This is a genomic window from Haemophilus haemolyticus (assembly GCF_003493685.1).
GTDB classification, from domain to species: domain Bacteria; phylum Pseudomonadota; class Gammaproteobacteria; order Enterobacterales; family Pasteurellaceae; genus Haemophilus; species Haemophilus haemolyticus_O.
Map to the genome: position 1 here is coordinate 45,314 of NZ_QQJW01000002.1, position 12,539 is coordinate 57,852.

A 12,539-nucleotide genomic window follows, 5' to 3' on the forward strand; every position below is an offset into this window, starting at 1 on the left:
TCTTAGTATGTTGGAGCAGTAATTACATCTGGCAATTTCGCCAACTGATTCACTAATAGATCTAAAGCGCGGTCAGATTTTACGGTGATTTTTAACCGCACTTGGGTTTCAATCAGTGTCATTTCCATCGTTGTAACGGTAAACCCGCGGTGACGTGCTACGCGTAAAATGCGTTCTAGTACCTCAGGACGATGGCGAGCGACGAGTTCAAGTTTATATTCATTCATTAATTCATCTCCTCTACCATATCCGCGTTACAGGCACCCGGTGGCACAAGTGGCCATACACATTCATCAGGTGGAATACATACTTGTAATAAATAGGCTGTTTTGCTGTTTAATAATCGGTTGAGTGCTGCATCCACATCATCGGCTGACTCAATACGTTCTGCAGGAATACCGAACGCGTTAGCAAGCATCACAAAATCTGGGTTGTCATCTAAAATGGTTTCACTGCGACGTTTATTCCAGAATAAATCCTGCCATTGACGAACCATACCTAAGCGTTGGTTATCCAATAGCAAAATTTTTACAGGTAAATTACCACGTTTGATTGAACCCAATTCTTGAATGTTCATCATTAATGAGCCATCGCCCGTAACCAAAATGACTTCATCTTGCGGGCGTGCTTTTTTTGCCCCTACTGCAGCGGGTAAGCCAAAGCCCATTGTGCCGAAACCTGCCGATGTAATGTAGTTCTCTGGTGCAAAATGTTTCATGTGTTGCGCTGACCACATTTGATGCTGCCCCACATCGGTACAAATTATTGCATTATTTGGTTTGCGATTAGATAGGGTGTTGAGTAATGCCCAAGGATCAATCGGGCGATTGCCTTGATTTTCAATATAAGTGAAATCTAATTTTGCTTTGAAATCTCTGATTTGCTCACGCCAAGGTTCAATATCAAGCTCTTGTTTGAGAGCATTAAGTGCTTGGATTAAATCTCCTTGTAGGGCAACATCTGCACGGCGTAATTTATGGATTTCTGCTGCATCAATATCACAATGAATCACTTTAGCATGAGGCGCAAAAGTATCAAGTTTACCTGTTACACGATCGTCAAAACGCGCACCGCATACGAGTAATAAATCGCTTTCTTGCACAGCAAAATTAGCAGCTTTTGTGCCGTGCATACCAATCATTCCCATATACACATCATCATTTGGATTAATTGCACCTAAACCTTTTAAAGTTGAGACTGATGGCATTTGGGTCTGGGCTAAAAATTCGCGTAATGCAGGAACAGCCTTCGCCATACCAACGCCGCCACCCACATACAGCACCGGTTTTTTAGCATTTTTTAATAATTCTTTTGCTTCAGCGAGTTTATCTACTGAAAGTGCGGTCGGTTTTTCTGGTTTTTTAACGTAGGCTTTTACATTCTCAGGCACTTCACCGATTTGGATATCGCGAGGCACATCAATAAGAACAGGGCCTGGACGTCCGCTTTGGGCAATTTCAAAGGCTTCCGCAAATACATCGGCTAATTCATCCGCACTTTGAACGATAAAGCTGTGTTTAGTACAAGCAAGGGAAAGACCAAGAACATCCGCTTCTTGGAACGCATCCGTGCCGATTAATGGCGAGGAAACTTGACCAGTAATAGCTACAACTGGAATGGAGTCCATCATAGCATCGCCTAATCCTGTGACTAAATTAGTCGCACCAGGGCCTGATGTTGCAATACAGACGCCCACTTTTCCTGTAGAGCGAGCATAGCCAATCGCAGCCATTGCAGCCCCTTGTTCATTACGACAAAGTAAGTGATCTAAGCCTGCGTCATAAAGGGCATCGTAGGTTGGCATGATTGCACCGCCTGGATAGCCGAAAAGAGTCGTGACATGGTGTGCTTTCAGGCACTCCATGATGAGTTGTGCACCTGTCATTGTGTTTGCGTCCTGTTGTTTTTATTTTGGGATAAGTTCAGCATTGTAGCGAAATTTCGAGTCATTGGTAGGGTTTGGGGCGAAAAAAAACGAAAAAAGTGCGGTGAAAATTGGCTTTTTTTGAATGTTTATGTTCTTTTTATTAAAAAATTTGTGAATTTTTACCGCTCTTTAAGCTTGCTTATTGACTGATTGTTAGATTTCATTATATTGAAACTCTTTTCATTTTTTTATATAGGATAATTTATGGCACACTCAGCCCAAAAAGCGCAAAAGCGTGAGACTTTTTCTGGTCGTCGTGCATTTATTATGGCCGCGATTGGCTCGGCCGTCGGTCTTGGTAATATTTGGCGTTTCCCTTATACCACTTATGAAAATGGTGGTGGAGCATTTATCATCCCTTACCTTATCGCGTTGTTAACCGCAGGGATTCCTCTTTTATTCTTAGATTATGCCATTGGGCACCGTCATCGTGGTGGCGCGCCACTTTCTTATCGCCGTTTTAGTGCACACTTTGAAGTGTTTGGCTGGTGGCAAATGATGGTAAATGTCATCATCGGATTATATTACGCTGTAGTATTAGGCTGGGCGGCAAGCTACACCTATTTTTCTTTCACTGGCGCATGGGGCGATAAACCTATTGATTTCTTCATCGGCGAATTTTTAAAAATGGGCGATATTAAAAACGGTATCAGCTTTGAATTTGTTGGTATGGTAACCTCACCATTAATTGCGATGTGGATTGTTGCCTTAGGCGTACTTTCTATGGGTGTTCAAAAAGGAATTGCTAAGGTCTCTTCCGTATTAATGCCAGTGCTCGTCGTGATGTTTATGGCGCTTGTGATTTATTCCTTATTCTTACCAGGCGCAGCAAAAGGTTTAGATGCATTATTTACGCCAGATTGGTCGAAACTTTCTAATCCAAGTGTGTGGATTGCGGCCTATGGGCAAATCTTCTTCTCTCTTTCTATCGGCTTTGGGATTATGGTGACTTACGCCTCTTATCTTAAAAAAGAATCCGATTTGACGGGTAGCGGCTTAGTTGTAGGTTTTGCTAACAGTAGCTTTGAAGTGTTAGCGGGTATCGGTGTATTTGCAGCATTAGGTTTTATTGCAACTGCGCAAGGTCAAGAAGTGAGTGAAGTGGCAAAAGGTGGAATTGGTTTAGCATTTTTCGCGTTCCCAACCATCATCAACAAAGCACCATTTGGTGAAGTGCTAGGCGTATTGTTCTTTGGATCATTAACCTTTGCGGCATTAACTTCATTCATCTCAGTAATTGAAGTTATTATCTCTGCAATTCAGGATAAAATTCGTATTAGCCGTGGGAAAGTGACATTCATCGTAGGCGTACCAATGATGTTAGTTTCTGTCATCTTATTCGGTACGACAACAGGCTTACCAATGTTAGATGTGTTCGATAAATTCGTGAACTATTTCGGTATCGTTGCCGTAGCATTTGCGTCTTTAATTGCGATTGTGGCAAATGAAAAACTCGGTTTATTGGGTAATCACTTAAACGAAACATCATCTTTCAAAGTGGGTTTCTTCTGGCGTTTATGCATTGTATTAACGAGTGGTGTTTTAGCATTTATGCTTTTCAGCGAAGGGGCAAAAGTCTTCTCTGAAGGTTACGAAGGTTATCCAAACTGGTTTGTAAACACCTTTGGTTGGGGGATGTCCATTAGCTTACTTGTCGTGGCATTCTTCCTTTCTCGCTTAAAATGGAAAAGCGAAACCAAGTTAACCATTGATGAAACTAAAGGAGAATAAAATGAGTACTGGTGCAATTATTATGATGATCGTGTCTCTCGCTTTGGTATGGGGTGGATTGGTTTACGCCCTGATTCGATTACCAAAAGAAGAATAATCATAAATCTGACCGCACTTCTAAGGTGCGGTTATTTTTTTACGCTCATGGAATGAAAATGAAAAAATATTTTTTGTCATTATTTGCCTTACCTATTTTTTGTTTTGCTCAAGAAGAACCCATAAATCCGGCATTGCTTGGATTGGGTCAGGCTTTCTTTTTTGATAAATCACTTTCTCACAATAAAACGCAGAGCTGTTCTACTTGCCATATGCCTGCAGCCGCTTTTGCGGATTTACGTCAAAATGATATCGATAAAATGGTTTCGCAAGGTGATGACCCTACAAAGTTTGGTAATCGCAATACACCAACGGCCATTTATGCAAAGTATTCCCCGGATTTTCATTTCGATGAAAAAATTAAGGATTATGTTGGCGGCCAATTCTGGGATGGTCGAGCAAAACATTTAGCGGAACAAGCGGGCGGACCTCCACTCAATCCTGTTGAAATGGGCATGAAAGATAAAGCCAGCGTGGTAAAACGTATTGCCGAAAATCAGGCAGTGAAAGACTACATTACCAAGCATTGGGGCGAGGAAATTTGGCAAGATGATGAGAAAATTTACGCCATTATGGAACAGGCACTGGCTGCGTTTCAGCAATTAGATTTGTTTGCTCAATTCAGTTCTAAATATGACCGCACTTTGGCAGGGCAAGATAAATTTACTGAGCAAGAGGCATTAGGCAAGGCGTTATTTTTTGATAAAGAAAAAACAACTTGCAGTAATTGCCATCAGATGAATGAAAAAGATCATCCTGAAGAAACTTTTACAAATTATCGTTATTTCAATCTCGGTGTGCCGAAAAATGAGGCATTGATTGCTCACAATAAATTAAGCGAAGATTGGGTGGATAATGGATTGTTAGATAATCCAATGGTGAAAGGTGATATTGCTCAAAAAGGAAAATTTAAAGTGCCGACATTGCGTAATGTCGCCGTGACCGCACCTTATATGCATAACGGCGTATTTAAAGAGCTGCGCACCGTATTATTATTTTTGGATAGCCATAACAACCCTGAGCGTAAGATAAATCCCGAAACGGGTAAACCTTGGTCGGCAGCAGAATATACTCCAACGATAAGTCATAGTGATCTTAAAGGTAAACCGCTTACTGATACAGAAATTGATGCGTTGGAAGCATTTCTGAAAACGCTGACTGATGCAGCCTATGATAAGGGCGGTGAGTAAGATAATTTCACCGCACTTAAAGCTAAAATTTAAGTCACATTTCTATGTTACAATTTATAGCATCATTTTAAGGGGGATATATGTCAGAGAATTTGTGGCTTTTTAGCTTGTTAGCAATCGTTGTTCTATTGATTTTATTACTTATTCTACGCCAGCAAAAATATACACATCTTCATCAAGAATTATCGAAAACGACTCAAGATTACAATCAACTTGCCAGTAAATTTGATGAGCTCAGCGGTATTAAAAACCAGTTTGAACAACAAATAATTAAGGTACAGACTGAAAATCAAGGGCTGCAATATCGTTTAACTGAACGTGATGAACAAGTACATCATCTCACACAAGAACGACAAAATTTGACTGAAAAATTGACCGCACTTTCTCAAGAATTAACGGGGTTACAAACAACCTTAGCTGAGAAAGAAAAACATTTTTCAGAGCAACAACAGAACTTTGAACAATCTAAGCAACAGTTGGGCGTGGAATTTCAAAATCTAGCTAATCGGATTTTGGATGAAAAAAGTCGATCATTTAGTCAATCAAATCAAACTGCTTTGGAAACGTTACTCAAGCCTTTCCGTGAGCAAATTGAAGGTTTTCAAAAACGTGTCAATGAAATTCATTCCGAATCCGTGAAAGGTAATGCTGGATTGGAAGCTGAAATTAAAAAAGTGCTGGAAATCGGTCTGAATATGTCGCAAGAGGCGAGTAATTTAACCTCTGCGCTGAAAGGCGAAAAGAAAACGTTAGGCAACTGGGGCGAAGTGCAATTAGAACGAGCATTGCAACTGGCAGGACTTGAAGAAAATGTACATTACCGTGCTCAAGCACATTTTAAAGATGAACAAGGCGGGCGTAATTATCCTGATTTTGTGTTGAATCTACCTGATGAGAAACACTTAATTATCGACAGCAAAATGTCGTTGGTGGCTTACGAAAGTGCGGTGAATTCTGACGATGATTTTGAACGTGAGCGTTTACTCAAAGAACATATTTCTGCATTAAAAACCCATATTAACGATCTGCATAAAAAAGATTACAGTAATCTTATTGGCATGCGTAGCCCGAATTTTGTTCTTATGTTTATTGCAGTAGAACCTGCGTATATTGAGGCTTTAAAAGCTGATCCTGCTTTATTTAATTATGGTTATGAACGTAACGTCATTATGGTTTCTCACACTACATTAATGCCGATTTTACGCACCGTGGCAAACCTCTGGCGTATCGAACGTGGTAATGCTGAGGCAAAAGAAATTGCTGAAAAAGCGGGCGAAATTTATAACCAAATTTGCTTGGTGGCAGAACGTTTAAGTAAGCTTGGCAATACGCTTTCCACCGTCAGCAACCAATACAACAGCACAGTCACCGCACTTGTAGGCCAACAAGGTTTAGTTGGCAAAGTAGAACGATTTAAAACCCTTTCCGCAAAAGCGAATAAAACGATGCCAGAAGTGGAATTATTGAATAATCAGATCGATTTGGCTAGGTTGGATACGTTGAACTAAGGTAATTTCAAATAATTTATTCTCCGATTGAATGTGAATTTGGTCGGAGAATTTTTTATTTTATCTAAACAAAAAATTTTGTGATTAATATCTCAAATTTGAAATTTCTCAGTTGTTTTTCTGTTTTGATTCTTTATATTTATTCCATCGAAACGTTTCGATTGGAATAGAAAGAGAAAATATATGAAAAAAACGATGTTATTAAATGCACAACTTTCTCGTTGTATCGCTTCTCTTGGTCACACAGAAAGTTTGACGATTTGTGATGCGGGGCTTCCTATTCCATTAAGTGTGGAACGTATAGATCTCGCATTAACTGCGGGAGTACCAAGTTTTTTACAAACTTTAGATACCGTGATCACTGAGATGTATGTCGAAAGAGTAGTGATTGCTGAAGAAATTAAAGAAAAAAATCCTGAAATTTTTACCGCACTTTTATATAAACTTAGTCAAATTGAGACTAATCAAGGTAATAAGCTTCAGATAGAGTTTGTATCACATGAAACTTTTAAAAAATATACACACCAAAGCAAAGCGATTGTTCGAAGTGGTGAGTGTTCTCCTTATGCCAATATAATTTTATATTCTGGTGTGCCATTTTGATTTAGGTGAAATTATGGAAACCTTACTTAAAATTTCTAGCATTGATAAATCTTTCCCTGGCGTGAAGGCTTTAAGTAATGCCTGTTTATCAGTTTATTCTGGTCGAGTTATGGCATTGATGGGTGAAAATGGTGCAGGTAAATCTACTTTGATGAAGGTGCTTACTGGTATTTATTCTAAAGATGCTGGCACTATTGAGTATCTCAGTAAGGAAGTGACCTTTAAAGGCCCAAAAGAATCACAAGAGGCAGGTATTAGTATTATTCACCAAGAGCTGAATTTGGTCGGCAATCTCACGATTGCTGAAAACATTTTCCTTGGTCGTGAATTTAAAACCTCGTGGGGGGCAATTAATTGGCAAAAAATGTATACCGAGGCAGATAAGCTGTTAGCTCGTTTAGGTGTAACCCATAGTAGTAAAAAATTATGCTCAGAACTTTCTATTGGTGAACAGCAGATGGTTGAGATTGCAAAAGCACTAAGTTTTGAATCTCAAGTAATCATTATGGATGAACCAACGGATGCATTAACCGATACTGAAACAGAGTCTTTATTTAATGTTATTCGTGAACTTAAAGCTGAAAATCGTGGCATTGTTTATATTTCCCATCGTTTAAAAGAAATTTTTCAGATTTGCGATGATGTAACGGTTCTGAGAGATGGGCAATTCATTGGTGAGCGTGCAGTAGCTGATATTGTTGAAGATGATTTAATTGAAATGATGGTTGGTCGTCGTCTTGATGAACAATATCCGCATTTATCACAAGAAAAAGGCGAATGTGTATTGGATGTGAAACATGTGAGCGGAAGCGGCATTGATGATGTTTCCTTCAAATTGCATGCCGGTGAAATTGTCGGCGTATCGGGCTTAATGGGCGCGGGTAGAACGGAACTCGGCAAGCTACTTTACGGTGCTTTGCCAAAAACGGCGGGAAAAGTGCGGTTAAAAAATCAGGATATTGAGAATCACACTCCTCAAGATGGTTTAGATAATGGCATTGTGTATATATCCGAAGATCGTAAAGGTGATGGCTTGGTTTTAGGAATGTCAGTAAAAGAAAATATGTCGCTCACATCGCTCGATCATTTTTCACAAAAAGGCAGTATTCGTCATCAAGCGGAAAAAATGGCAGTAGATGACTTTATTCTGATGTTTAACATTAAAACACCTAATCGTGATCAACAAGTAGGTTTGCTATCTGGTGGAAATCAACAAAAAGTGGCAATTGCTCGTGGATTAATGACTCGCCCAAATGTGTTGATTTTAGATGAACCAACTCGTGGCGTAGATGTTGGCGCGAAGAAAGAAATTTATCAACTTATTAATGAGTTTAAGAAGGATGGTTTGAGTATTTTGATGATTTCATCGGATATGCCAGAGGTGCTTGGTATGAGCGATCGAGTGTTGGTAATGCGTGAAGGTAAAATTAGTGCAGAATTTTCTCGTGAAGAGGCAACACAAGAAAAGTTATTAGCAGCAGCTATTGGTAAATAAGAGTAGGTAAGTATGATGAAAAATGAAACATCTAATTTTCAAATAGGAAGATTTTTGATTGAACAGCGTTCTTTTATTGCGTTGATTATTCTTATCGCGATTGTATCAATGATTAATCCTGATTTTTTTAGCGTAGATAATATTTTGAATATTTTACGCCAAACTTCGGTTAATGCGATTATTGCAGTGGGTATGACTTTCGTTATTTTAATTGCAGGTATAGATCTTTCTGTTGGATCTGTATTGGCATTGACTGGCGCTATTGCAGCCTCAATGGTAAGTATTGAATTGCCTATTTTTTTAGTAATTCCTGTGGTTTTATTGATTGGAACACTTCTTGGTGGCATAAGTGGTGTAATTGTGGCAAAAGGGAAAGTTCAAGCATTTATTGCTACCCTTGTTACGATGACATTATTACGTGGGGTGACAATGGTTTATACAGACGGTCGCCCTATTACGACAGGTTTTTCGGATAATGCTGATCTATTTGCTAGCATTGGTACAGGCTATGTTTTAGGTATCCCAGTACCAATTTGGATTATGAGTATCGTGTTTGCGGTTGCTTGGTATATTTTAAAACACACACCAATCGGTCGCTATATTTATGCTTTAGGTGGAAATGAGGCAGCGACCCAACTTTCTGGTATTAACGTCAATAAAATCAAAGTATTTGTTTTTGCGGTGAGTGGATTTCTTTCTACGCTGGCGGGTTTAATTGTAACTTCACGTTTATCTTCCGCTCAACCCACTGCTGGCGTATCTTATGAATTAGATGCAATTGCCGCCGTGGTAGTCGGTGGAACCAGTTTGATGGGGGGAAAAGGTCGTGTAATGGGAACTCTCATCGGTGCATTAATCATCGGATTTTTAAACAATGCATTAAATTTATTAGATATTTCATCTTACTATCAAATGATAGCAAAAGCGTTGGTTATTTTGGTTGCTGTTTTAGCCGATAACTATCTTGGTACAAAAAAACTGTAACTCACTTTAAGGAGAAACTATGAAAAAACTAACCGCACTTACTTCTGCTGTATTATTAGGTTTGGCTGTTTCTGGCTCTGCTTCTGCGCAAGACACAATTGCTTTGGCAGTATCTACATTAGATAACCCATTTTTTGTAACGTTAAAAGATGGCGCACAGAAAAAAGCGGATGAATTAGGTTATAAGTTAGTAGTGCTTGATTCACAAAATGACCCTGCTAAAGAACTTGCTAATGTCGAAGATTTAACTGTGCGTGGTGTAAAAATATTATTGATCAATCCGACTGATTCTGAAGCTGTTGGCAACGCAGTGGCGATTGCAAACCGTAATCATATTCCAGTTATTACATTAGATCGTGGTGCAGCTAAAGGAAAAGTAGTAAGCCATATCGCATCTGACAATATCGCAGGTGGTAAAATGGCAGGTGATTTTATCGCACAGAAATTAGGCGATAATGCCAAGGTGATTCAACTTGAAGGTATTGCGGGAACATCTGCAGCACGCGAACGAGGTGAGGGTTTCAAACAAGCTATTGATGCCCATAAATTCAATATGCTTGCCAGTCAGCCAGCAGATTTTGATCGAACAAAAGGTTTGAATGTAACGGAAAATTTGTTGGCATCTAAAGGTGATGTTCAAGCAATTTTTGCGCAAAATGATGAAATGGCATTAGGTGCATTGCGTGCAGTGAAAGCAGCAAATAAAAAAGTCCTTATCGTAGGTTTTGATGGTACCGATGATGGAGTAAAAGCTGTAAAAAGTGGCAAAATGGCAGCAACTATCGCACAACAACCCGAGCTTATTGGTTCATTAGGTGTTGTTACCGCTGATAAAATCTTAAAGGGCGAAAAAGTTGAAGCGAAAATTCCAGTAGATTTGAAAGTAATAAGTGAATAATCTATCTACTGAATGAGCTCGTTATATTACATTATGGGGCAAATTATATTTGTCCCATTGTATAGAAAGAAAAAATATAACAATACAGGATAAAATAATGAGAAAAACCCTCACGATTCTCGGTAGTATCAATGCTGATCACGTTATTTCTGTGCCTTACTTTGCTAAACCCGGTGAAACGCTAACTGGTCAAAATTATCAAATTACCTATGGTGGCAAAGGTGCCAATCAAGCAGTGGCAGCCGCTCGTTTAGGGGCAAAGGTCGCGTTCATTAGTTGCATTGGATCAGATAGCATTGGCAAAACAATGAAAAATTCGTTTGCGCAAGAAGGAATTGATACAACCCATATTAATACCGTTTCACAAGAAATGACTGGAATGGCATTTATTCAAGTTGCCCAATCAGGCGAGAACAGTATTGTGCTGGCTAGCGGTGCAAATGCACATTTGGGTGAGATGGTTATTCGTCAAAGTGAGGCGCAAATTGCACAATCGGATTGCTTGTTAATGCAATTAGAAACCCCACTTTCTGGTGTGGAGCTGGCTGCTCAAATCGCTAAGAAAAATGGTGTTAAGGTTGTGCTAAATCCTGCTCCAGCGCAGATTTTATCGGACGAATTATTGAGTTTGATTGATATTATTACACCAAATGAAACAGAAGCTGAAATCCTGACGGGGGTAGCGGTAACCGACGAGCAAAGTGCGGTGAAAGCTGCGAGTGTTTTTCACGATAAAGGAATTGAAACCGTAATGATTACCCTTGGCGCGAAAGGTGTGTTTGTCAGTCGAAAAGGTAAAAGCCACATCATTAAGGGCTTTTGTGTGCAAGCAATAGATACTACCGCAGCTGGAGATACATTTAATGGCGGTTTTGTTACGGCTTTATTGGAAGAAAAATCCTTTGATGAAGCCATTCGTTTTGGGCAAGCTGCGGCGGCGATTAGTGTGACAAAAAAAGGGGCTCAATCCTCTATTCCAACGCGTCAAGAAACTTTAGATTTTCTTGAACACGCTTAAAGTGCGGTGAATTTTTAGGGTGTTTTTATGGCGACAATGAAAGATATTGCACGACTGGCTCAAGTTTCGACTTCTACAGTATCTCACGTAATTAATGGGTCGCGTTTTGTCAGCGATGAAATTCGTGAGAAAGTGATGCGTATTGTCGCTGAACTGAATTATACCCCTTCAGCTGTTGCACGAAGTCTTAAGGTGCGCGAAACCAAAACTATCGGACTACTTGTCACCGCAACAAATAATCCATTCTTTGCGGAAGTGATGGCTGGGGTGGAGCAATATTGTCAGCAGCATCAATATAACCTTATCATTGCGACCACTGGCGGTGATGCCAAACGCCTACAACAAAATCTGCAAACTCTAATGCACAAACAAGTGGATGGTTTGCTTTTGATGTGTGGTGATAGCCGTTTTCAGGCTGATATAGAGTTAGCCATTTCGCTGCCACTCGTTGTGATGGACTGGTGGTTTACTGAGTTAAATGCAGATAAAATACTCGAAAATTCAGCACTTGGTGGCTATTTGGCGACAAAAGCATTAATTGATGCAGGACATCGTAAAATTGGCATTATTACGGGGAATCTCAAAAAATCTGTCGCACAAAATCGTTTGCAAGGTTATAAAAATGCACTGTCGGAAGCAAAAATTGCGTTAAATCCTCATTGGATTGTTGAAAGTCATTTTGACTTTGAAGGCGGTGTACTTGGCATACAATCTTTACTTACTCAATCTTCACGTCCAACAGCAGTTTTTTGTTGTAGTGACACCATTGCTGTTGGTGCATACCAAGCTATTCAGCAACAAGGCTTACGTATTCCGCAAGATCTTTCAATTATGGGCTATGATGACATTGAATTGGCTCGTTATCTCTCGCCTCCTCTCTCCACCATTTGCCAACCGAAAGCTGAACTTGGCAAACTTGCTGTAGAAGCACTATTGCAACGAATTAAAAATCCTAATGAAAATTACCGCACTTTGGTTTTAGAACCGACTTGTGTGCTAAGAGAGTCTATTTATACTTTCAAATAAAATTAGAATAACTCAATTTCCTTATTGCTATTTTCAAAAAAACTGCTATTTTCTTGCGGTTTT

12 protein-coding genes are annotated in these 12,539 nt (G+C 39.5%); 10 read left to right on the forward strand and 2 right to left on the reverse strand.

Annotation, left to right across the window (positions count from 1 at the left end):
• Positions 1 to 2 precede the first annotated feature (2 nt).
• Together ilvM and ilvG are read right to left on the reverse strand one after the other, a co-directional pair.
• Positions 3 to 227: an acetolactate synthase 2 small subunit gene (gene ilvM / locus DV434_RS02415; RefSeq protein ID WP_118785200.1), complete on the reverse strand. Its 225-nt coding sequence runs from the start codon at positions 225 to 227 to the stop codon at positions 3 to 5.
• Complete coding sequence (gene ilvG / locus DV434_RS02420; RefSeq protein ID WP_118785201.1) at positions 227 to 1,885, reverse strand: acetolactate synthase 2 catalytic subunit; 1,659 nt, start codon at positions 1,883 to 1,885, stop codon at positions 227 to 229. Before ilvG ends, ilvM begins: the two co-directional genes overlap by 1 nt.
• A gap of 246 nt (positions 1,886 to 2,131) precedes the next feature.
• On the opposite strand from ilvG, the gene DV434_RS02425 reads away from it, so the two are divergent.
• The 10 genes from DV434_RS02425 to DV434_RS02470 all read left to right on the forward strand — a co-directional run bounded on the left by DV434_RS02425 (position 2,132) and on the right by DV434_RS02470 (position 12,476).
• Positions 2,132 to 3,658: a sodium-dependent transporter gene (locus DV434_RS02425; RefSeq protein ID WP_118785202.1), complete on the forward strand. Its 1,527-nt coding sequence runs from the start codon at positions 2,132 to 2,134 to the stop codon at positions 3,656 to 3,658.
• 1 nt (position 3,659) lies between these two features.
• Entirely contained in the window at positions 3,660 to 3,755 is a 96-nt protein-coding gene (locus DV434_RS02430; protein WP_005629210.1) for a methionine/alanine import family NSS transporter small subunit, read from the forward strand.
• Positions 3,756 to 3,813: 58 nt separating this feature from the next.
• Positions 3,814 to 4,944: a cytochrome-c peroxidase gene (locus DV434_RS02435; protein ID WP_118785203.1), complete on the forward strand. Its 1,131-nt coding sequence runs from the start codon at positions 3,814 to 3,816 to the stop codon at positions 4,942 to 4,944.
• Between the two features lie 80 nt (positions 4,945 to 5,024).
• Positions 5,025 to 6,452, forward strand: coding sequence for a DNA recombination protein RmuC (locus DV434_RS02440; RefSeq protein WP_118785204.1), 1,428 nt, complete (start codon positions 5,025 to 5,027; stop codon positions 6,450 to 6,452).
• A 183-nt stretch (positions 6,453 to 6,635) separates the two neighbouring features.
• The gene (gene rbsD / locus DV434_RS02445; protein WP_118785205.1) at positions 6,636 to 7,055 is read left to right on the forward strand and encodes a D-ribose pyranase; all 420 of its coding nucleotides are present in this window, start codon (positions 6,636 to 6,638) and stop codon (positions 7,053 to 7,055) included.
• Between the two features lie 13 nt (positions 7,056 to 7,068).
• On the forward strand, positions 7,069 to 8,550 hold the full coding sequence (rbsA, locus tag DV434_RS02450; RefSeq protein ID WP_118785206.1) for a ribose ABC transporter ATP-binding protein RbsA: 1,482 nt from the start codon (positions 7,069 to 7,071) through the stop codon (positions 8,548 to 8,550).
• Between the two features lie 15 nt (positions 8,551 to 8,565).
• Positions 8,566 to 9,534, forward strand: a complete 969-nt coding sequence (rbsC, locus tag DV434_RS02455; protein WP_162790810.1) for a ribose ABC transporter permease — start codon at positions 8,566 to 8,568, stop codon at positions 9,532 to 9,534.
• Between the two features lie 19 nt (positions 9,535 to 9,553).
• Positions 9,554 to 10,432 carry a ribose ABC transporter substrate-binding protein RbsB gene (rbsB, locus tag DV434_RS02460; protein ID WP_118785207.1) on the forward strand — a complete coding sequence of 293 codons (879 nt, stop codon included), beginning with the start codon at positions 9,554 to 9,556 and terminating at the stop codon, positions 10,430 to 10,432.
• Positions 10,433 to 10,529: 97 nt separating this feature from the next.
• The gene (gene rbsK / locus DV434_RS02465) at positions 10,530 to 11,450 is read left to right on the forward strand and encodes a ribokinase (protein ID WP_118785208.1); all 921 of its coding nucleotides are present in this window, start codon (positions 10,530 to 10,532) and stop codon (positions 11,448 to 11,450) included.
• Positions 11,451 to 11,477: 27 nt separating this feature from the next.
• Complete coding sequence (locus DV434_RS02470) at positions 11,478 to 12,476, forward strand: substrate-binding domain-containing protein (RefSeq protein ID WP_105891155.1); 999 nt, start codon at positions 11,478 to 11,480, stop codon at positions 12,474 to 12,476.
• Positions 12,477 to 12,539: the final 63 nt, after the last annotated feature.

What these genes read in the sequence shown, in the direction of transcription:
- ilvM (WP_118785200.1), bottom strand. Translation starts at nt 227, where the DNA reads ATGAATGAATATAAACTTGAACTCGTCGCTCGCCATCGTCCTGAGGTA.
- ilvG (WP_118785201.1), bottom strand. Translation starts at nt 1,885, where the DNA reads ATGACAGGTGCACAACTCATCATGGAGTGCCTGAAAGCACACCATGTC.
- DV434_RS02425 (WP_118785202.1), top strand. Translation starts at nt 2,132, where the DNA reads ATGGCACACTCAGCCCAAAAAGCGCAAAAGCGTGAGACTTTTTCTGGT.
- DV434_RS02430 (WP_005629210.1), top strand. Translation starts at nt 3,660, where the DNA reads ATGAGTACTGGTGCAATTATTATGATGATCGTGTCTCTCGCTTTGGTA.
- DV434_RS02435 (WP_118785203.1), top strand. Translation starts at nt 3,814, where the DNA reads ATGAAAAAATATTTTTTGTCATTATTTGCCTTACCTATTTTTTGTTTT.
- DV434_RS02440 (WP_118785204.1), top strand. Translation starts at nt 5,025, where the DNA reads ATGTCAGAGAATTTGTGGCTTTTTAGCTTGTTAGCAATCGTTGTTCTA.
- rbsD (WP_118785205.1), top strand. Translation starts at nt 6,636, where the DNA reads ATGAAAAAAACGATGTTATTAAATGCACAACTTTCTCGTTGTATCGCT.
- rbsA (WP_118785206.1), top strand. Translation starts at nt 7,069, where the DNA reads ATGGAAACCTTACTTAAAATTTCTAGCATTGATAAATCTTTCCCTGGC.
- rbsC (WP_162790810.1), top strand. Translation starts at nt 8,566, where the DNA reads ATGAAAAATGAAACATCTAATTTTCAAATAGGAAGATTTTTGATTGAA.
- rbsB (WP_118785207.1), top strand. Translation starts at nt 9,554, where the DNA reads ATGAAAAAACTAACCGCACTTACTTCTGCTGTATTATTAGGTTTGGCT.
- rbsK (WP_118785208.1), top strand. Translation starts at nt 10,530, where the DNA reads ATGAGAAAAACCCTCACGATTCTCGGTAGTATCAATGCTGATCACGTT.
- DV434_RS02470 (WP_105891155.1), top strand. Translation starts at nt 11,478, where the DNA reads ATGGCGACAATGAAAGATATTGCACGACTGGCTCAAGTTTCGACTTCT.